The 19754-nt window shown below is 60.8% G+C and carries 22 protein-coding genes and 1 pseudogene; 11 read left to right on the top strand and 12 right to left on the bottom strand.

Annotation, left to right across the window (positions count from 1 at the left end; genetic code table 11):
- Nucleotides 1-120 precede the first annotated feature (120 nt).
- On the top strand, nucleotides 121-1545 hold the full coding sequence (locus BLT65_RS35285; protein WP_167306600.1) for a sensor histidine kinase: 1425 nt from the start codon (nucleotides 121-123) through the stop codon (nucleotides 1543-1545).
- A gap of 160 nt (nucleotides 1546-1705) precedes the next feature.
- Here the strand turns inward: BLT65_RS35285 and BLT65_RS35280 are convergent, their stop codons facing one another.
- The gene (locus BLT65_RS35280; protein ID WP_091786952.1) at nucleotides 1706-1888 is read right to left on the bottom strand and encodes a DUF2934 domain-containing protein; all 183 of its coding nucleotides are present in this window, start codon (nucleotides 1886-1888) and stop codon (nucleotides 1706-1708) included.
- A gap of 244 nt (nucleotides 1889-2132) precedes the next feature.
- Here BLT65_RS35280 and BLT65_RS47410 point away from each other — a divergent pair, with 244 nt between their 5' ends.
- The 4 genes from BLT65_RS47410 to xylB all read left to right on the top strand — a co-directional run bounded on the left by BLT65_RS47410 (nucleotide 2133) and on the right by xylB (nucleotide 5048).
- A complete protein-coding gene (locus BLT65_RS47410; protein ID WP_167306599.1) occupies nucleotides 2133-2300 on the top strand; it encodes a hypothetical protein in 168 nt (55 codons plus the stop codon).
- A 25-nt stretch (nucleotides 2301-2325) separates the two neighbouring features.
- Nucleotides 2326-2541 (top strand): hypothetical protein, encoded by a 216-nt coding sequence (locus BLT65_RS35275; protein ID WP_091786948.1) that lies wholly within the window; start codon nucleotides 2326-2328, stop codon nucleotides 2539-2541.
- Between the two features lie 280 nt (nucleotides 2542-2821).
- A complete protein-coding gene (locus BLT65_RS35270; RefSeq protein WP_091786945.1) occupies nucleotides 2822-3550 on the top strand; it encodes an SDR family oxidoreductase in 729 nt (242 codons plus the stop codon).
- A gap of 34 nt (nucleotides 3551-3584) precedes the next feature.
- On the top strand, nucleotides 3585-5048 hold the full coding sequence (gene xylB, locus BLT65_RS35265; RefSeq protein WP_091786942.1) for a xylulokinase: 1464 nt from the start codon (nucleotides 3585-3587) through the stop codon (nucleotides 5046-5048).
- Nucleotides 5049-5329: 281 nt separating this feature from the next.
- Here the strand turns inward: xylB and BLT65_RS35260 are convergent, their stop codons facing one another.
- Both BLT65_RS35260 and BLT65_RS35255 read right to left on the bottom strand, forming a co-directional pair.
- Entirely contained in the window at nucleotides 5330-5785 is a 456-nt protein-coding gene (locus BLT65_RS35260; RefSeq protein WP_244186860.1) for a hypothetical protein, read from the bottom strand.
- A gap of 433 nt (nucleotides 5786-6218) precedes the next feature.
- Entirely contained in the window at nucleotides 6219-6605 is a 387-nt protein-coding gene (locus BLT65_RS35255; RefSeq protein ID WP_091786939.1) for a response regulator, read from the bottom strand.
- 454 nt (nucleotides 6606-7059) lie between these two features.
- On the opposite strand from BLT65_RS35255, the gene BLT65_RS35250 reads away from it, so the two are divergent.
- Together BLT65_RS35250 and BLT65_RS35245 are read left to right on the top strand one after the other, a co-directional pair.
- Nucleotides 7060-8643 (top strand): sensor domain-containing diguanylate cyclase, encoded by a 1584-nt coding sequence (locus BLT65_RS35250; protein ID WP_091786936.1) that lies wholly within the window; start codon nucleotides 7060-7062, stop codon nucleotides 8641-8643.
- Nucleotides 8644-9204: 561 nt separating this feature from the next.
- Complete coding sequence (locus BLT65_RS35245) at nucleotides 9205-9762, top strand: helix-turn-helix domain-containing protein (RefSeq protein ID WP_244186858.1); 558 nt, start codon at nucleotides 9205-9207, stop codon at nucleotides 9760-9762.
- Nucleotides 9763-9782: 20 nt separating this feature from the next.
- Here BLT65_RS35245 and BLT65_RS35240 read toward each other — a convergent pair whose 3' ends face one another.
- The 5 genes from BLT65_RS35240 to BLT65_RS48510 all read right to left on the bottom strand — a co-directional run bounded on the left by BLT65_RS35240 (nucleotide 9783) and on the right by BLT65_RS48510 (nucleotide 12935).
- The gene (locus BLT65_RS35240; protein WP_091786933.1) at nucleotides 9783-10007 is read right to left on the bottom strand and encodes a hypothetical protein; all 225 of its coding nucleotides are present in this window, start codon (nucleotides 10005-10007) and stop codon (nucleotides 9783-9785) included.
- Between the two features lie 97 nt (nucleotides 10008-10104).
- On the bottom strand, nucleotides 10105-10377 hold the full coding sequence (locus BLT65_RS35235) for a DUF1488 family protein (RefSeq protein ID WP_091786930.1): 273 nt from the start codon (nucleotides 10375-10377) through the stop codon (nucleotides 10105-10107).
- A 229-nt stretch (nucleotides 10378-10606) separates the two neighbouring features.
- On the bottom strand, nucleotides 10607-12004 hold the full coding sequence (locus BLT65_RS35230; RefSeq protein WP_244186856.1) for a diguanylate cyclase domain-containing protein: 1398 nt from the start codon (nucleotides 12002-12004) through the stop codon (nucleotides 10607-10609).
- A 522-nt stretch (nucleotides 12005-12526) separates the two neighbouring features.
- A complete protein-coding gene (locus BLT65_RS35225; RefSeq protein ID WP_091786928.1) occupies nucleotides 12527-12847 on the bottom strand; it encodes an acylphosphatase in 321 nt (106 codons plus the stop codon).
- Nucleotides 12804-12935 (bottom strand): hypothetical protein, encoded by a 132-nt coding sequence (locus BLT65_RS48510; RefSeq protein ID WP_279634506.1) that lies wholly within the window; start codon nucleotides 12933-12935, stop codon nucleotides 12804-12806. The genes BLT65_RS35225 and BLT65_RS48510 overlap by 44 nt, the downstream gene beginning before the upstream one ends.
- A 393-nt stretch (nucleotides 12936-13328) precedes the next feature.
- Between BLT65_RS48510 and BLT65_RS35215 the strand changes: the two genes are divergently transcribed.
- Entirely contained in the window at nucleotides 13329-14966 is a 1638-nt protein-coding gene (locus BLT65_RS35215) for a hybrid sensor histidine kinase/response regulator (RefSeq protein ID WP_091786926.1), read from the top strand.
- Between the two features lie 927 nt (nucleotides 14967-15893).
- Nucleotides 15894-16472, top strand: coding sequence for a phasin family protein (gene phaP, locus BLT65_RS35205; protein WP_091786922.1), 579 nt, complete (start codon nucleotides 15894-15896; stop codon nucleotides 16470-16472).
- Between the two features lie 285 nt (nucleotides 16473-16757).
- Here the strand turns inward: phaP and BLT65_RS35200 are convergent.
- Nucleotides 16758-17452 (bottom strand): annotated as a pseudogene (locus BLT65_RS35200) (VIT1/CCC1 transporter family protein).
- A 263-nt stretch (nucleotides 17453-17715) separates the two neighbouring features.
- Here BLT65_RS35200 and BLT65_RS46730 point away from each other — a divergent pair.
- The gene (locus tag BLT65_RS46730) at nucleotides 17716-17904 is read left to right on the top strand and encodes a hypothetical protein (protein ID WP_143036613.1); all 189 of its coding nucleotides are present in this window, start codon (nucleotides 17716-17718) and stop codon (nucleotides 17902-17904) included.
- On the opposite strand, the gene BLT65_RS35195 is transcribed toward BLT65_RS46730, so the two are convergent.
- Nucleotides 17876-18151, bottom strand: a complete 276-nt coding sequence (locus tag BLT65_RS35195) for a GlsB/YeaQ/YmgE family stress response membrane protein (protein WP_007742338.1) — start codon at nucleotides 18149-18151, stop codon at nucleotides 17876-17878. The two genes, BLT65_RS46730 and BLT65_RS35195, sit on opposite strands and share 29 nt — an antisense overlap.
- Before the next feature lie 29 nt (nucleotides 18152-18180).
- Nucleotides 18181-18462, bottom strand: coding sequence for an ElaB/YgaM/YqjD family protein (locus BLT65_RS35190; RefSeq protein WP_091787214.1), 282 nt, complete (start codon nucleotides 18460-18462; stop codon nucleotides 18181-18183).
- Nucleotides 18463-19121: 659 nt separating this feature from the next.
- On the opposite strand from BLT65_RS35190, the gene BLT65_RS47405 reads away from it, so the two are divergent.
- Complete coding sequence (locus tag BLT65_RS47405) at nucleotides 19122-19295, top strand: hypothetical protein (RefSeq protein WP_167306598.1); 174 nt, start codon at nucleotides 19122-19124, stop codon at nucleotides 19293-19295.
- A 134-nt stretch (nucleotides 19296-19429) separates the two neighbouring features.
- Here BLT65_RS47405 and BLT65_RS35185 read toward each other — a convergent pair.
- On the bottom strand, nucleotides 19430-19754 hold a 325-nt coding region (locus tag BLT65_RS35185; RefSeq protein ID WP_143036612.1), incomplete at its 5' end, for a transposase.

Here is a 19754-nt window from a genome sequence, read left to right as displayed (position 1 = left end):
ACCAACGGCACGGCGATGCAGTCCGCTAGGAACGACCCGTGCGACAGAAAGTGCTTAACACCGCCGACGTTGCAGGTCGCTCGTGAAAGCCTTGGACGTTTGCGCAGAGAGAGTGCAGACATGAATCTGGAAATAACTACTTCTCCGACCGACACGGGCATTCGTGCGGCGCACCAGGAAGCGCTGATTACCGCCGAACTCGCGACGCGGGCAAGCCGGCGCCCCAACCATGGAGCGGAGGCCAAAGTCCTGAGACGGCTCGCCCATGCGCTCGCTACCTCTGATGCAGCCATGCTTGACATGCTGACATCGGAGGCTGCCCGGCTCTGCAGGGCTGGCAGCGCAGGCATCAGCGTGCTCGAGTCGCCGCCGGACAAGCCGGTGAGTTTCCGGTGGGCGGCCCTCGCAGGCCACTGTGCGCCACTTCTGAATACCTACCGACCCTTTGATGACAGCGTATGCGGCGTGACGCTGGCAATGGGCAAGCCGGAACTGTTCAGGACACCGCAACGCTACTTCCCGTCGATAGAAGCCGTCTCGCCGCCAGTCGTCGAAGCGCTGCTCGTGCCCATCCCGGTTGGCGACGGGCCCTGGGGCGCCATCTGGGTAATGTCTCACGACGAAAACGCGCGCTTCGACGCAGAAGACCTGCGTTTGCTGACAAGCCTCGCCGACTTCACCGGTGCCGCGTTGCAGGTCACGCGTATGCAGGCGCTGGCGGAGAAACGGGCGACTGAAGCAGAGGAAGCCCAGGAAGCGCTCCGCCGGACCGAAGAGCGCACCTTCGAGTTTATCGCCACACTCAGTCACGAGCTCCGAAGCCCAATTGCGCCCGTGGTTTCGTCACTGGAAATTCTTGGTCGCCCAGGGAGCAGCGGTTCAGCGACGGCGCGCGCGCTCGAGATAGCGCAACGGCAGATAGGCCGGCTCCAGCGACTGATTGATGACCTGCTGGACGCATCGCGAATCCGGCACGGCAAGGTGGAAGTCAAGATGGGCAGATGCCAGCTGGCGGATATCGTGTGGGATGCCGTCCACGCCGTGCAGCCAGCGATGGAGGCGCGCAAGCACCGACTGACCGTTCAGTGTCCGTCCGAACCGGTCGCATTGCACGCCGACGCGGCCCGCCTTACCCAGGTTCTCGTGAACCTGCTCAGCAATTCCGCCAGGTATTCGCCCGACGGCAGCCACATTGAACTCGCCGCTGTTGTCGAACCGGCTTCCGACGACAACGGGACGACCGCGCGAGGTAGTGTGAAATTCACCGTGACCGATGAGGGATACGGTATCCCTGCGGACAAGCTTCCCCATGTGTTCGGGATGTTCACGCAGCTCCGTTCGCGGGTATCGACAGCGGATTCAGGTCTGGGAATCGGACTTGCGCTGGTCAAGTATCTGGTTGAGTGTCACGGCGGTCGCGTCTCCATTGCGAGCGGCGATGGCCGTACAGGGACCGAGGTGACGGTGGTGCTCCCGGTTCTCGAGCGGCTTCAGGTTGTGCCTCACTGGCAGCAAAGCCTGAATGACCCATTGTCTTCGGCATGAATCGCCGATTTCGACAGCGTGCAACGTCGATGCTGACGGGGAGGCTGGTTCGACGAAGAATCGTGTGCCCGTTCTATGCCTCAGAAAGAGCCACATAGTACTGGTCGCGAAACGGCGCGGCAGACGGGCCCTTCAGGATTCGCTCTATTTTGAGCGACACTCACGCCTTTGACTGTTCCTGTCCTGACGTTTCCGCTTCCGTCGACGGAGCGCCGGCATCAAGTCCTAACTGCTGCCGGGCTTTCTCCCAGTATTCCTCGGACCGACCCTCCGGGCCCCCATCCCTTTCCCAAAGGTAAAAGGCAATGGTCCGAATCTGCTCCTCCGTAACAGGGACGTCCATTTAAACCTGCTAAGTCAGCGTGGCAGAGCATGCCAATAAACGGAGGCGCGAGAGAGTCCACGCGAAGCGACCCGGTATCGCAGACCTCGATTATGGCTACAAGATGCAAGCGCGAAGAAACCGGCAACGCCAATCGATTATGAACCGGGCACTAGCGAAGAGAAAGCTCGATGCGCTGGTTTCTCGGCCAGGTCGCGGAATACGCCTTGCTGCTCTCGAATCACTGATACAACCGGAGACAGACATGGCCACAAAACCGAAGGAACAGACGCCAGCCAGTGAGAAGTCCGAAGACGACATCGACAGGGCTGTCGATGACACGTTCCCCGCCAGCGACCCGCCGGCGACGGGTGGAACCACCCGCATCAGGTCGGAAGACGGCGAAGAAACTGATGAAGATTCGCCCGAGTAATGAGAGGCGCAAGCAAGGAGGCACCATGGCAGACACGTTCAGACCCGGCGAAATCGTCACAGTGTCGGGTATCTATTCGGCCGTTCTTGAAGGTGGCGACAACGAGGGCCGGACATTTGATGCCACGTGCGTTGAGGGCGACCGCTTTCCGTCAACGCGCATTGGCGTCGGCGTGCACTATGAACTGAAGTACGAAGCACCCTACTCGCACCAGCATCCTGAGTTGAACCCGCGCAAGTAACAGCTTTACCTTCGTCGCCCAAGGCTATGGGGTTTCTCCTCCCCTAACTTTGCTTGACAGAGTTGCCCCTGAGAACGAATATTTGCTCCTCAAGCGAGCAATTGACCACTCGTTCAAGCGGGGGTCCTCGCGGCACATGGCGCGCCCGCGAAGATGGTCACAGGCGAGGCCAGAAATCGATGTTGCCGGCGGTCTGAATTGGGCGAGCAACAGGACTGTCCGGGCACCCAGGTACCGCCGCGTGTGTCAGCGCTGTCCGACAACGATGAGGAACAGGAAGATGGAAGGACGACTGCAGGGCAAGGTTGCTGTTGTCACTGGGGCTGCGTCAGGCATTGGGCTGGCCAGCACCGAGGCGTTTTTATCATCAGGTGCCCGCGTGGTGCTAGTGGACCGCGATGACGCTGCAGTGACGTCAATCTGCAATAAACACGGCGATGCGGCGATTCCGCTAGTCCTGGATTTGCTCGACTCGAAGGCTTGCTCGACGCTCGTACCACGCGTGCTGGAAATCGCAGGGCAAATCGACATCCTGCATGCCAATGCCGGTATCTATGTCGGGGGCGAGCTCGTGGACGCGGAGACGGCAGCGATTGACCGGATGCTGAATCTCAACATCAATGTCGTGATGAAAAACGTTCACGACGTTTTGCCCCACATGATAGCCCGGCGGACCGGCGATATCATCGTGACCAGCTCGCTGGCCGCTCATTTTCCGACGCCGTGGGAGCCGGTCTATGCGTCGTCCAAATGGGCGATTAACTGCTTTGTCCAGACCGTGCGGCGCCAGGTTTTCAAGCACGGAATCCGCGTCGGCTCCGTCTCGCCCGGCCCGGTCATTAGCGCTCTGCTCGCCGACTGGCCCGAGGAAAAACTCAAAGAGGCCAGGGAATCGGGGAGCCTGATAGAGGCCAGTGAGGTCGCGGAAGTCATCATGTTCATGTTGACGCGGCAACGCGGTTTGACCATTCGCGACGTGGTTCTGATGCCAACCAATTTCGACCTCTAGGCGATAAAGGCAAGACTCATCTCGAGGTCGAATAATGTTCCTTGGCATTGACCTCGGCACGACCGAACTGAAGGTCCTCCTGCTGGCCAGCAATGGGCTTGTCGTCGGGACCGCTCGCCATCCGCTGGAAATATCGAGGCCCAGGCACCGATGGTCAGAACAGGACCCGGAGGATTGGTGGCGAGCTACGCGGACTGCGCTATCGGCGCTGCGCAAGAACTATCCCGACGCTTTTGGGCACGTACAGGCCATTGGCCTTTCTGGTCAAATGCACGGTGCTGTTCTACTTGATGCCAATGACCGGCCGCTGCGCCCGGCGATATTGTGGAACGATATGCGCAGCGTCAGTGAATGCACTGAGCTCACGGCCCGCGCGCCAATGCTGCATGCAGTCGCTGGCAATTGTGCAATGCCAGGGCTCACGGCACCAAAGTTATTATGGGTCGCACGACACGAGCCCGAGCACTTCCGACAGCTGGCGTGTGTCCTGCTGCCGAAGGACTATCTACGTCTGCGTTTGACCGGTGTAAAGCTCACGGACCCGTCCGACGCGTCAGGAACCCTCTGGCTTGACGTCGGGCGTCGCGAGTGGTCCGACGAGCTCCTGCAAGCTTGTGACATGACGCGAATGCAGGTGCCCTCGATTGAAGAAGGGAGCCGGGCGGCCGGCATCGTTCGTCGCAGTGTCGCTGACGAGCTCGGGCTGCCCCCAAATGTCATTGTTGCGGCTGGCGGGGGCGATACCGCGACGAGCGCACTAGGGGTCGGCGCGGCTGAATCGGGGGATGGTTTTCTTTCTCTCGGTACATCGGGAGTGCTGTCCGTTGTCACCGGGCGGTTTCGGCCAAGCCCCCATCTGGGGGTACACGCGCTCTGCCATGCGATTCCGAACAGGTGGCACCGAACCAGCGTTGTGTTATCTGCGGCCAGCTGCGTTCGCTGGCTATGCAACCTCACTTCGGCGAATGAAGAATGTCTGTTAGGTGAGGTCGCGAGCGTCAGCGCGAGCCGCCGCGCAAAAGCCCCATTATTTCTGCCATATCTTTCGGGAGAACGAACACCCCATAATGACCCGTACGCCCAAGGTGTGTTTTGTGGACTGGTCGATTCGACCGACCGCGCCACGCTTGCCTATTCGGTTCTTGAGGGCGTCGCGTTCGCCTTGTCGGACGGCCTTGATGTCTTGCGTGCGGACGGCACACGTGAAACCTCGTTGAGCCTTATCGGTGGAGGCGCACGCAGCGAACTCTGGACACAGCTGATTGCTGACGCGTTTGGGGTACCGATACGCCGGCCGCCTGATTCACAGTCCATCGCCGCGCTCGGAGCCGCACGTCTCGGATGGTTGGCGGCTGACGGGGATTTCTCGGTCGTTGTCCGCACCCCGTCGCTATCGGAAGAATTCTCTCCTGACGACGAGCGGCATTCAATACTGCTGGAGCGGTTAGCGTCGTACCGCACCCTGTACAGGCAGTTGCGGCCGCTTTTCCCCACGTGACGCGTGGCCAATCTCCGGGCGGGCAATCGATGCCGCGGACTTCACACTCGTCACACATAAGCAGTCGAGCACAGCGCGAGAGCACAGCGTATTGCAGCATTCAACTGCCGAATTACTGACATACCTTCGCGGAAGGGCTATCCACGCAAACGCGTCAAGTGTGCTGAGCAGGATGGTTAGCGGCATGTCCCACCGCAATCATCTGGATGGCGGGTACCACTTCGGCATCGTGAAGACGGCGGATTCGCTTCGCGGCCTTCCACGCTTCGTAGCCGACGCGTTCAAGCGAGCCAGCACATATTCGCGAGGTGATTCAGACATACCTGATACACGGTCCGCACAAAGGGCGCACCAAATTCCAGGCGTGGCTGTTCCGAAAACATTGCCAATGCGGATTGAACATCAATTTCAATCGGGAAAGACATGTCAACTCTCTCCGCTACCCGCTGGGCCCAGCTCGATATGGATACGCGTTGCAGCCAGTCGGCGCGGTCAGCATGCGTCACAAGCCAGAGTCTCGAAAGGTCGACCTGATGTTCGATGGCAAGCCACTCGCCGGTAGCGGATTTTGCGAGCAATTGCGACGCAACGAGATAGGTCAGCAGCTCGGTTTGCGCGCGCAGGTCAAGGTTTGGCGGACTGGTCATAACGTCCATCCTACCTGGACTCGATGCGTGCGAGTAGTCAGCAAGCAATTTCATGCGGATGGCATAGCGCGGCATTTCCTGCTCACGCAACGGGAGTTCATGCACGTTGAATGAACAGAGTGTCAGGGCACCAATATAATCTCGCTCAGCGATTCCGCATCGGTCCGTCGGTGTCGCCGCGTAGTGGTTGCTGCGGCCGGACCGGAAGCGCTCTTTTGCTGCGACTCCACGACTCTGGCCGCCACATCAGGCCGCGGACATCGGCAGGTCGGTGACGCAGCTGGACGGGCGGCCACTCGAGCAGTACTCCTAACGTCCATGTCTTCGCCCAGTTCGGGTCAGAAGAGCTGCCCCTCGGTCCAGCGGGATGGCGAAGTGCGTCGGCTCCCCGGCACTTCCACCGCCGACCGTCCGCCAGGTCCAGGAACAGATGCGCGTTGAGCCGCCCGGCAGATTTCGGGAGTCGACGTGAACTGTTTGCAGTACTGCTGCATGCTTTACACGACCGCCGCCGACAGGTCATTTAACGGGCGTGTGCGTGCAGCGGACGCAGCCCGCGCGCCTCCAAAAGGATGGCAATCACGTCGAGCAGACGCGCTATCGGCGTCGGCTTCCTCAGCAGGACATTCCACGGCGCCTCAACCGGATACGGTCCAGACGCCGCTGTCAACACTACAATGGGTATCCCGGCCGTGGCAGGGTCGGCTCTCACCCGCCGGCACAGTTCCGCGCCATCGACGCCGGGCATCATCCAGTCCGTCACGATGAGGTCGGGGCGCCCGAAAGCCGTGACCGCCACGGCGGCCTCGCCGTCCTCCGCGGTCAGTACATCGTACCCTTCGGCTTCCAGTATGACCCGCAATGGCCGAAGGATTTTCACGTCGTCATCAACCAGGAGAATCGTCGCCATTTGCGGGATGTCCGGACTGAAGGTTCAACCCGCAGTCACCAGCAAGCCTCATTCCCGAGAATTGAGATCGACGTGCGGCGCACGCGACACATCGGCGATATGCAGACGTCGAGTTATCCTGATGAATTCAGCCTCGGATATGGTTGCAATGCGCTGGTTGAAACAGCGCGGTCGGCGCCATTGAAGATGGCGATTACAAATGGCCAACATTGTCGCTCGCCCAACGCGGTGAACCCATCTTCAACTGCGCAACAGCCCGTCGCCGAAGGCGACTATGCTCCGGGCAGACTTACCGCGCGTGGCAAAGCCGGCGAATGTCTCGGCTTTCGTTCGTGTGGCGTGGGGACAACACGGGCGCAAGCAACTATCAAGTCCACCACCTTTTTCGCCGTATACACAGGAAGCAGCCGTCCCCCCGGCCCGCATAGCAACATTCAACACGCGTGGCTCCATCATGTCAGGCAGAACTTCTATCCTTGATTCGCTTCTGGCGACGCCGACGTCGGAGCATGGCGGCGTCACGGCGTCCATCCGCTCGTCGCTGCTGTCGTCACTGTTCGACGACCAGCGCTCGCTCGCCATGTCAGGCGCCGCCAGCGCCTTCGTCGCGCTGGTGGCGTTCATCAGCCTGCACCGGATATGGCCTGCGCTATGGCTCATCGCGGGCACGGGCGTTATTGCAGCCCGGATATACGTCGCGCAGGCCTACGTTGCAGCCAACCGGTCGGCCGCGATTCACCCGCTTCACGCCGCCACGCGCTATGCGCCGCTCGCCCTGCTGACGTCGGCCCTGCTTGGCGCCGGCTCGATGGCGTGTGTGATGTCCGGCGACGCTGCGCTGAGCGCGCTTGCCATCATGGTGACGGCGGGTACGCTCGGCGGCGTCGCGTCGAGAAATGCGGGAATGCCCCGTCTCGCGGTCGCGCAGATTGGTCTGGGCGCCGCGCCCCTCGGACTGGGCGCGCTGTTCGCACCCAGCCATGCGTACTGGGTACTCGTGCCTCCACTGTTTGCCTACATCGCCGCGATGGCTTCCATCGTCCGGCGACACTATGCGGGGCTCGTCGCCCTGATGACGGCGGAACAGGCAAATGCCGAACTGGCGGCCCGGTTCGACGCCGCACTGGCCCACATGCCGCACGGGCTATGCACCATCGACGAGGCCGGCAAGGTGATTATCGCCAACCGGCGAACGGCGGAACTGTTCGGCGCAACCATCGAGATGCTGAGGCTCAACGTTCCGCTCCCGCAGTTTATCGGGCACGTGGGCCTCGCGAAGTTCGGAGAGACGCTCAGACGACAACTGGTCGCGCGGTGTACGGAGTGGCTGTCCGCGAATCCGGGGCCGCTCGACATCGCGCTCGACGACGGGCGTCAGCTGGAGATGACCCGCAATCCCGTGCCTGACGGCAGCGCGGTCATCATCATCGAGGACGTCACGGAACGTCGTGCATCCGAAAAGCAGGTGCTGCACCTCGCGCGTCACGACCCGCTGACCGGTCTTGCCAACCGCCGCTATCTGCAGGAACAGATGGAGCAATGGCTGTTGCGCGCAGGTGACGGGAGCCTGACGCTCGCCATGCTGTTTCTTGACCTGGACGGTTTCAAGGCGGTCAACGACGACCTTGGCCACGACGCGGGCGACGAGGTGCTGAGGGCCGTCGCACTTCGCCTGGAAAAGACGCTGCGGCACGGCGAAACCATCGCCCGGCTCGGTGGTGACGAATTTGCGATGATTGTCGAACATGCAACATCTGGCACGTGCAAGGCATTGGCCGGGCGCATCATCCAGCGCCTGTCCGAACCCTACCGCCTGTCTGACGGTGCCACCGCGACGATTGGCGTAAGCATCGGCCTTGCATTCGCGCAAAGAGGCGAGTCATTAGAACAGCTGATGAAGCGGGCTGACCGTGCCTTGTACGAAGCCAAAGCCGCAGGCAGGGGTACGTTCCGCTTCTCGACCGTGGGCACGGCGGAGACCGCGGCTGCGGCCGACGGGGTGTGCGGGTCGTCAGAACACGACCTCGTCCTGCCCTGAGCACCGCTCCCTGGAATCGTGCCCGTGGCAAACGACAGTCGCAAACGAAGCTCGCGAGGGCTCTGGTGAATGGGCGTCCTCCCAGCCACATCAACGATGTCCCTGTCCTCCCGATGCTTAAGACACTCTTCACAGGCATTTCTACGCCATGCCCTGTCGCTAATCACCGCAACGTATGCCCCGTGTCTCAACAGAGTCTTTCTCTGAGAAAAAGAGTTCTTTCATTCATGGATTGTAGCGAGAGCCTTGAGCTTGGGGCGAAGCTCCCCCTTAGCCCGGCCGATGGCCAGGAAGGCGAGCTTAACCCCAAATATGTCGACCTGGACTGCGGAGCCAGCCTCTCACAAGGGGCACTGTGGTCGGCGCATTCGCCACAGCACAGCCAGACTATCCGGGACACCGCGCGTCCCGCTGCTCCCCCTCTAGCTGTCACTCCCAGGGTGCGCCCATGAGCTTCCCGCCTGGCGCCAAGGTCGGGCGCGGGGTATTGAGCCCTCTCCTCCGACTCAAGGAATAGATAGGCCGTTTATATCGTCGATTCGGCCGGCGCAGTGATCATGATTGAAACGCGAAATCTTGCAGGGGCAGGTCCTCGACCGCGCTGCAATCAATGAGTCGTGCGCAGCTATCAGCACTGACAGCTTTGCCGGCAGCATCGGACAACCATATACTGCCCTTTCCTTCGTTTGTATTCAGGCAATGCGCACACCGAGTCATGAACTTCCCAGTACGCGTCGCCGTATGGCGGCCGGTGTGTTGCTGATGGACGGCGTCCCGCCGGAAGAAGTCGCCAGGCGACTTGGCATCAGCATGGAGACGCTCCGCAAATATCAGAAACTCATCGCCCAAGGTGGTCTTGATGCGTTGAGTAAGGTCGGCGCTGCAGGCCGCCCAACCGTGCTGGACGATGCCGCCTACAGCTGGATTGCGGCCGCACTCAAGCATTCGGCGAGACTGCAGGGCTACGACAGCGAGGAATGGACCCACACCCGGCTGCGAGAAGCCATCCGCCGACGCTTTGGGGTGGCGTACTCACCGAGACATATCTGGAAAATCGCTGAAAGCCTTGGTCTGACCTGGCGGCTGTCCGGACATGCCCAGCGCGAGAGCGGGCGCTGACAGCCAACCGGCAGAAATCATCAGCGCCGGTTCTGCGCCAGCAGGCGGTCGAATTCCTCACGCGCGTCTCGCAGTTCCTGCATCGCGGCTGCAAACCTCGCGAGTTCGAGCGGAGACGGTTGCGCGCCCCCGTCGACGCCAAAATGTCGTTCCAGCGCAGACGATGCCGCCTGCACTTCACGTGCAGCATCAGCAATACGTTCAAGCGCGAGCGCTTCCCGGGAAGCAGTGATTTCTTTCGTCATCTCATCAACGCCACTACTAGCGCGAAGGGGCATGGCCAACCCGGTTTTACAGCGGCCAGTTGCCCCTACACTGACGGCAGTCGGGGCCGCACACGCCTTATGCCCGCGGACCGAAGTCATCGGCGCTCAGCACAATTTGCGCGCCGGGTCGCGCCCGGACCTTGCGTTCCGCCACCGCCATGATGCGTCTGCAACCATCGGAAAAGGCTTTGAGCATCCGCGCCTCTGTTGCACCGGATTGCAGCCAGAAATGCTGTTCAAGCGCTTCACGCGTGACCACACACGCGATACTGCGGCCGCCCAATGACAGCACAAAAACGACGCCGCGACCGTCTGTCGCGACGCTGGGTTCAAGGTCAAGGGCTTCCACGATACACGCTCGCCAAGGATGTTCGATGCACTGCCTTCTATCGTACGGGCGACACCACGAAAATCTCAAGGAGAATGTAAGCAAGTCGCGTCGCGTGTACCCAACGCAGCCGTTGCCGCTTCCAACGTTTCGCTGAGGGGTCGTGAGGGGGTTGAATGTGTCCTCGGCGTTTCGCCGGGCGCTGGCCCATACCCTACTGTCCTTTGGCCCAGGCGTCGAAGCCTGCCCGCTACCTTGTCAGCCTCACGACATTCGTTGGCTCGGGTCCCGGCGACGCACCGAAGCGGTAAGTCGAACGGCCGCCGCGCTTGGCCACATACATGGCCGCGTCCGCGACGTCGAGCAGGTCCTCAACCGTATTCACGCGGTCCGGCCAGGTCGCGATACCGATGCTCACGCCAATCGGAAACCTTCCGCCGTACTCGTGACCGCCCACCACCCGAACCTTCGAGATGAGACGCTCGGCGAGCTCGCGCAACTGCACGTCATCGCCGCAATCGGCTGCGAGCAGCACGAACTCGTCGCCGCCGACGCGCGCGAGCATGTCGCTCTGCCGGGTCGCCGCACGCAGCGACTCGGCCAGCCGGCGCAGCAACGCGTCGCCGGCACTGTGACCGAGTTCGTCGTTGACCGCCTTGAAACCGTCTATGTCGAGATAAAGCAGGCCAACCCTTCGCCCCCCTGGCCCCGTCTGCGCATTCAGCGCATCGATGGCCGTCAGGAGGCGTCGCCGGTTCGGCAGGCCGGTAAGTGCGTCGTGCGTCGCCTCCCGGTCGAGGGCAGCGGACCATGCCTGGACCTTCGCGAATGCGCGGCGCTGCACCACAACCGTATAGACCATCATGAAACAGATAAAGATTGCGACTAAAGTGAGCGCAGCTGTCCCGAACACCAGACGTTCGTGTGCATCCCGCACGGCGACCTTGCGCTTTTGCCGCCAGGCATCCAGCAGCGACCCGAGGTCGCGCCGAAGCGCATCCATGTAGCGCTTGCCCTCATTCGTACGCACCAGGGCTATGGCCGCCTCCCGGCTACCGCTGCGGGCAAGTTCTATGGTCCTCGCGAGCTCAGTGACCTTGTCCGTCTTTGCATGTTCGACCCGGCGCACGAGCTCGTCCGACGCCTCGTCACCGGACACCACCTGATGCAAGCGCAGCACCGTGTCGTCGAGGTCATGGACGGCCTGCTGATAAGGTTTCAAGTAGCTCTCGTCGCCAGTCAGCAAATAACCACGCTGTCCCGTCTCGGCATTCTCCATGTTGTGCAGAACACGGTTTGCCGCGCCCAGCACGGCAAACGCATCCTCGTCCCGCAGGCCATCGGCAACAATGATGCGAGCCTCATACAGGAATAGACCGGCGGACGCGAGAAGGCCCATCACCATGCAGACATACAAGGCAATGAAGCGGCGGCGGTCCGCGTTAGCGGATTGAAATATTCGACCGGGCAAAGCGGTCTCCGAGCACATGCGTAAAAACACGAATAATAGCGGAAGCAGTACGCTATTTTTTTCAGCTTGCAAAAGAAAGCGACCGGACTCTTCACCAGCGCTTGCCGCACCAAAAAATGCGCTGTCGGCAATAACGACAAAAATCGTGACGAGCTTGAATCGAGCATGACGTTGCATCGAGGCACAGGTGGTGGCTGACCGCCTACTATCCCGTCTACCCGGAACGGAAGCAAAACTCGCCCTTGCTACGGTCGTTCGAGAACTGGCTGTTGACCGTAGCTCAGCGCTATCTCGCGGATGAGGAGACGGTCGGCAGCGAGCGCATGTCACGATGACGCTGAGCGCGCTTTGCCGCGGCACTTGGCTTAGTGCCGTGCGGATTTGTCCGTGTGAAGTTCCCCGTAGTATCGAGTGCGGCCGCAGTCTTTTCACGCGAAGACTCACGCAGTTTCCGTTATCTTTCTAGATACGCGTAGGCCGCTTGACCGATGTTCATGCGTGCAGCGACCCCAAGCTGTTTCAGCCCAAAGTGCATGCGCCAGGCTTTGAACGGAGTTGCGCCGTTCGTCGTTGCGCTCACAAGTTCATGCGGAATAAGTCGACGTTTCGCGTTATGCTCACCGACGCAGCCGGCACCACGTCCTCGGTCAAGACGGCTAGCCATAGACACCTATTCCCGTCGGAGCGATTTGCTTGCCCTTACAGGGTGGGCAACCGCTCGAAGTTGTCGAAGCGGCGAAACGGTGGCTGCACCTCGGTGACCTCAAGCTCCTCGACAAGCGCTGCGGACATACCCTCGCTGAGCCACCCGCACATTTCTGCCAGCTGCTCCGGCGAGCCCTGCAGCATAGCCTCGACCGAACCGTCCATCCGGTTGCGGACCCAGCCTGTGACGCCTAGCGCGGTCGCCCGGCGTACACAGGCCTCCCTATAGCCGATGCCCTGTACCTGACCACGCACCTGGACCAGTCGGGTCTCAAGCGGCTCGTCGGACCGCCAGCAATTGTACTGGCCCGAAATCGATGAGGATGTAAATGTCCCCGCGCTGCTTTCGTTTCAGCCCGACGGTGCCGGGCGCCGGGATGTTTGACCAGACGATGCCGTCCAAGCTCGCCTTTCGGTTGACCCATCGCGGCGAAATCGTCGATTCCGGACTGCATCGGTTTTTACGTCCGCGCCAGCGAATCGCCCCAAGGCTAGAACATCGTCACGTCGAAACTCACGAACGGGGCACGTGCGGTTGCTTTCGTGCGAGGCCACCGGATTCATCAATCGGGATTCGTCAAATAGACGGGTGCGCTGCAACACGCCTGCGCTGTGTCTGTGCGGATGCACAACCGTCGACTTGGCACCTCGTTTGCGGCAAGCCGCAGTACGCCACACCACAAGGTCGTCGGCTGCGCGGTCGCAGCCGCTCCTTCTGTGCGTCGCTTCCACGGCGACGAGGTACGTCTCTTGCGTCTACGTTATCGGGACCAATCCCGGACGAAGGTCGACCGTTATGGAGGCCATCTATCCCGCGAACGAGCGGGAACGTTTGAAGCGACTGCATACTTTCGGAATCCTCGACACACCCGCCGAGTCGGCTCTTGATGCGATAACGCGCCTGGCGGCCATGTCGTTGCGTGCCCCGATAGCGCTGATTAACTTCATTGACGAAACCCGCCAGTGGTGCAAGTCGGCCTGGGGGATGCAGCCCCGACCCGTGAGCAGGAGGGAGTCGCTATGCGCCCACGCGCTGGTGGCGGGCGGCATGCTCGTCATTCCGAACGCTACCGAAGATGAGAGGTTTCGCGACCACCCGCAAGTTGTCGGGGAGCCGAAGGTTGTCTTCTATGCCGGAGCGGTGTTGAAGACGTCAGATGGCGCGGGACTCGGTACGCTGTGCGCTATCGACCATGAACCGCATAAGGTCACTGACGACGAACAGAGCGCGTTGCGGACCCTCGCCAATTGTGCCGTCACGTATCTCGAAGGACAGCAGGCGTCCAAGCGTCTATCGGAAGCGCAAAGTCGTCTGGAGGCGGCGTGTCGCAACCGGGACGAGTTCCTGGCAATGCTGGCGCATGAGCTACGGGCGCCGCTCGCGCCTATCCACACAGCGGTTGAAGTCCTTGCAAGACCTGAGGCGACAGATGCCCAACGCACCTGGGCCCAGCAAATCCTGCGCCGGCATGTCCACTACATGAGCCAAATCATCGATGACCTTCTGTCGGCGTCCCTCGTGTCTCGCGGCGCGGTAGCACTGACGCTGGAACCGGTGCGGTTGCGTGACCTCGTGGACCGTGCAGTGGAGCTCAGCGATGCAGCCATGACAAAGGGCGTCCATACCCTGACGATAGACGTGGACGAGGCACTCTATGTGGACGCCGATACCACTCAATGCCCGCTGATAATCGCCCACTTGTTGAAAAACGCGGCGACCTACACGCCCCTAGGCGGGCGAATTGATGTGAGCGTCCAAGCCGGCGCGACGGAGGTCGCCCTCCGCGTGCATGACACTGGTATCGGGATTGCCGCCGCCGACCTGGAGGAAGTCTTCGAGCTGTTTAGACAGACCGAGCGCTCGCTGGCTCGTTCGCCTGGAGGAATGGGGCTGGGACTGACGCTCGCGCGCAAGCTGGCCGAGCTGCACGGAGGCACACTGGTGGCCCGCAGCGGAGGATTGGGTTACGGCAGCGAGTTCACACTGACGTTACGCCGGGCCGCGCCGGCGGCGGCTCCGGTCATCCGTGATAACGAGGATGCAGTGACAACAGCATCGCCCATGTCGGTGCTCGTCGTCGATGACAACCACGATACGGCAGACGCGATTGCACTGTACTTCGAACTGTGTGGCCATGAGACACGGGTCGCCTATCGTGCCGCCGAGGCATTGGCTATCGTGGATAACTGGGTGCCCGACGTCATTTTGAGTGACATCGGACTTCCTGACATGGATGGGTATGAACTGGTCCGGGCATTCCGCAAACTGGAGCGCCTTAAAACAACGACCTTTGTGGCGATTACCGGTTATGCCGATGACAGGACGGCGGCCCTCGAGGCGGGCTTCGACGCCCATATGCCCAAGCCTGTGGATGCGGGCAAGCTCGAGCGGTTTCTCATCAGGCACACAGCGAGAAACAGACGTTCGCCATGAGTGAGTGAACCGAAGCCAATTCGAAGTTCTCGTGGTGAGTCCCGTCCGCACAAACGGCGCGCGCCCGGTTCACCAGCCTGCGAGGGCGGGCTTTGGTTTATGCCGAAGCCTTCACCCCTCGATACCTTGATGCCCAGATGTGTTTGTCCGACGCAGGAGTCAGTATGGCTTCTTTATCCCGCTGCCCGAGGCAGGCGAATCCATTGCCCCTTTCTTCTTCTGCATGCTCTTCTGCGTCGCGTCAGGCATTGTCCCCATCGTGTTCGCGCCAGACGCGCCAGACGCGCCAGACGGCGCGGCTGTCGCGCCGCTTGCGTTTGGGGTTCCCATGCCGGTTCCACCTTGACCCGTCGCGTTGCCACCGCCTGTACCGCCACCAGCGCCTGCGCCTTGCGCAAACGCGGCGCCGGACAAGCTTAAAATCAACGCCCCTATCAACATACTTCTCGCAGCAACTCGCATGACCGTCTCCTTCGCTCCACGCGGCTCATGCGTCAAAGGCTGGCGCACGACCACCTTGCCTGTTGCGCAATCGCCGTACCGCCCTGGTGACCACCTGATTGGCGACGCAAAGATGGGCACCGAGTACTACGAGCGAACCGGCAGCTGTGCATCCTGCAGGAAGGGAGCGCTCTTGCGCACATGGCATGTCGACCTCCGTCACGTGGGCTCAGTCCTTCGCCTGAATTGGAAGCCTCGACCACACCTGCCGGTCGTTCGTGAGCCAGTGACACTGTCTTGCCGTGTCGTCATGCCTAACAGACGTCTTGTATGGCACGCCGCTGATTGCAACGCGCAGGACAACTGGTACTGAACACATTTCCCGGGACCAAGCCTTGCTGCGTGACTCGATTCCGTAGCGCTGTTCATGATTCCATCGAGTGGCATCACGGACTTCCCGCTACTTTTCCCCAGATGGAGGTTGTAATGAGCAGTCTTTCCGGTGAACAAGCGGTCGCCTCGCAGAGAGCCAGTATCGAAACGCTGTCCAATGTGTGGACCAAGACATTTGGCTGCATCGAAAAGCTGACCGAGCTGAACTTGCGGGCGGCCAAATCGACGCTCGCCGAAAATCAGGCAATCGCCAGCGCAGCGTTGTCAACCAAGGACCCGCAGGAGCTATTCGCATTGCACGCAAAGCGGGCGCAAGCCGCTATGGAAGAAGCGCAGTCGTACTGGCGACACGTGTACAACATCATGGTCGGCGCCCAGGTGGAACTGACCGCGAACGTTGAGGCCCAATTCAAACAGCGACAGCATGACGCGCAAGTCTTTGTCGACACAGTCGCGAGCAATGCACCGGCCGGTAGCGAAGCCGCCGTGAATGCGTTGCAAACAGCGGTGACGGCCGCCAGTGAGGCGACGAGCGCGACGATTGAAGCCAGCAAAAAGGCAGCCGAACAGGCGCGGGAGATTGCGGAGAGCAGCATTGACGCCGCAGCTTCCGCCTCAAACAGGGCGACCAGACAGGCCGCCGAACAGGTCGAGGCCGCCACGAAAAAATAAACGTTCGTCGACGCGCTTGTCGATGCTCGAAACTGCGCGACTCTCATGCCTTCGGCTCCATGGTCACATCGGCAAAGGCACGCGCAGCTTGCCCGGTCCTCTTCGAACTGAAGCAGGGTCCAGGGCAAGCAGGCGTCGACATCCCGCCGTAGACGCCCGCAGTCGGACGACGGTTTGAACAGGTTGGCCCGCTCAGCCGGCCCCCCTCTCGTCGGCGCTTTTTCCAGCGACGGATAGCTTCGCACCGGACATTGAGGTCTGCCGCAAACCGTTGCGCCCCGCGCTTCAGGCTGCCGCACCGAACAAGGCTCCGACGCCCGATGACGCGCCCATCGCCAAAGCGCTCCAGAAGACCACGCGAATAGTGCCCGGGCCAACTTTCGCCCCGCCAGCTTTCGCGGCAAGGCCGCCCAGAGCGGCCAGCGACACCAGAGCAGAGACGACTATCGCCGGCAGCAGCACCGATTCGGGCGCGAGTGCGGCAACAATAGTCGGCAACGCGGCGCCGACTGCAAAGCTGCAGGCAGAAGCCAGTGCGGCTTGCAAAGGTCGGGCAGAAGTGACTTCCGAAATGCCCAGCTCGTCACGCGCATGAGCACCTAGAGCGTCGTGCGCCATGAGCTTTTCGGCGACTTGCCTGGCAAGCGGAAAATCTAGGCCACGCCGCACGTAGATTGCTGTCAATTCCCGGTGCTCGCGCGAGAAGTCGGCATCGAGTTCTGCCTGTTCCTGGACCAGAGCTGCCTTTTCACTATCCGCCTGCGAGGAAACCGATACGTATTCCCCGTCGCCATTGACATAGCTCCAGCTACCAGGCCAGCCACGGCCGTAAGCACGATGTTTCCATGAGCAGTGTGCGCTGATGCTACTCCTGCAACAAGGCTCGCTGTCGAAACAATGCCATCATTTGCGCCCAGTACAGCGGCGCGCAACCAGCTTGTGGATTCCAGACGGTGCTGTTCCTTATGTCGCCCCGGCATGATTCCTCTACGTTAGAAATGTTGATTCACTATCTCATGGCGGTGGACGCCGGAGAGGCCTGTTTGCGTAGCTGCGGCGTTGGCCATGGGAGAGCTGGCAGTGCTGAATCCAGCTTTCGTTCTGGCGCCGTCCCGTCGTGCGGCGTAGGCGCCGAACAAGAATTCCGATGGCATGACCTACGCCACTGCCAGGTAGAAGAGGCCTGCGACCAAGGGAGGCGACAGCGCCCCAGGCGGCGTCTTGGCGAGCATGGACCCGCTTCGTGAGCCGTCTCGGGGCATTGGTGATTGCGTCCTACGGCTTGATGCGTGAACCCGGTGCGATTCTGCTCGACGTGAATCCAGACAAGCGCACGCCAGAGAACGTGCGTAACGCTATCGAATTGGATGGCGAGCCGCCCATCGATATAAAAGAGAACAGTCCTACAGTGGGCCCGCGCGACTTCGGCTAAAAAGTCGCAGGACGACGAGCAGAATGACCGCGCCAATCAGCGCCGTAATAAGCGAGCCGATTATGCCGCCTCCAAGGTGCAGGCCGAGAGCCCCGCCAAGCCAGCCTCCTATGAAGGCTCCAACAATTCCCACGATGATGTCCACGACGATGCCAAAGCCACCGCCGTCGACGATACGACCGGCCAAAGCGCCAGCGATGCCGCCAATAATCAGCCAGAAAATGATTCCATGTGAGACAGGGTCCATGGTTTTTCCCTCGTAGGGTTAAATCCGCGTTAGCGGGCAGCAAGCATACCGATGACGAGTCCGCCGATGAGCGCCATCGCGACAGATTTCCACGGACTCTCATGAACGAAATCATCGGTCGATTCGGAGACAACCCGGTACCTCGTTTTGACAACCTCCTGTGCATTCACAATTTTGTCCTTCAGCTCAGACAGTGTCCCGGGACCGTTTCCTCGTTCTCCGTCGCCGCCGTTGGCCTTCGCTGCAGAACTATTGTCCTGTTGAAATGGACCGGCGGAGCCGTGGTTGGTGGATTGGTGAAACTCGGCCATTTGAAACCCCGTCATTTAGATGAATCGTCAAAGGACAGCAAATGGTGTGCCGCGCCGAGCAGTGGGACGCGGACAAAGACACGCACATGGCGGCGTTCGAAGAAGACGGACTCAAGAGAGCGTCAGCAGACCTTCGCTGGCCCTTGGGTCGTTACGTTTTCCGCCATGCGGGGCATAGGAATTGCGCTAGTCGCCCCTACGATACCGGGCCCGGCCATAGTCATCTCCGCAGTCATCGACCGCATAAACTGTATATACCGTTTATGCGCTTTTTCTCGACAGCATCGCAGGTACCAGCCGACGAATCAGGCACTGCAAGTTGTCCACAAAATCTGTTTGCAAGGCTGTGCACAACTTCACGAGCAGGCTGGGCAAGTAACTGAAACGAATGGATTTGTGCGGTGCGTGCCCGGCGCGTGGATATCGCTGGTCACCATGCGTTGGCAAGGAGCTGTGGAATAAGGACACCACGTGTGCGCAACGTGGCGGAGCCCGCGTCAGCAAGGGCGACGGGTGCCCGACAGTGGGCCACGTAGCGCTCCACTCAGTCTTTTCACTGGCTCAACGCGGCGTCAATCATCCTGACTATTGTCAGGCCGATTTCCTGCTTTTTTCGCACAAAGCCTCAAGTCCGCTTTGTCGTTGCCGATAGCCGAAGCATGAATACGCTGAAGCCCGATGCCACACAAGTTATCGATGCCGTCATGGCGACCGTCGAAATCCTACGCAGTGTCTGCGGCATCGACCTTAAAGAGGCGCAGATAGACGCGCTGCTGTGTAGTTCGTACCGGGAGTACATCAGCAGTAGTGCGTCGTCCTCTGACACCGCGTAGACAGCTTGAGACTTGTATCGCCGCCGCCGAATGGCCCATCCGAAGCACATCACCCCCGCACCCGTCGGACGGGCTAACTAACCGGTGTTGGAAGTGAGTTCCCGCGCTGGCTGCAAAAGCGCAATTAGACGGTGTTAGGAACTTCGAAGTACTGGGATTGCATGGACAAGCATAAGCATGGCGAAGACGACAAAATGCAGACCTGCGAGTGTTTCGGGCAAGCGTTCGTAGTCACGTGCGAGGCGTCGAAAGCGGTTGAGCCATCCGAAGCTGCGCTCGACTACCCATCGCCGTGGCAACAGCACGAAACCTTTTTTCGCTTCATCGAGCTTGACCACCTGGAGATCAATTCCCTGAGCGCGTGCGGCCTGCGCAGGATCTTCGCCCGTGTAACCCTGATCGGCAAAGGCCACTTTCACGGTTTCTCCCGTTGCCTGCTGGACCTGGCGCGCCAACTCT

The organism is Paraburkholderia steynii (genome assembly GCF_900100565.1).
Taxonomy (GTDB): Bacteria; Pseudomonadota; Gammaproteobacteria; order Burkholderiales; family Burkholderiaceae; genus Paraburkholderia; species Paraburkholderia terrae.
This window is presented reverse-complemented; position numbering and strand designations above follow the sequence as displayed.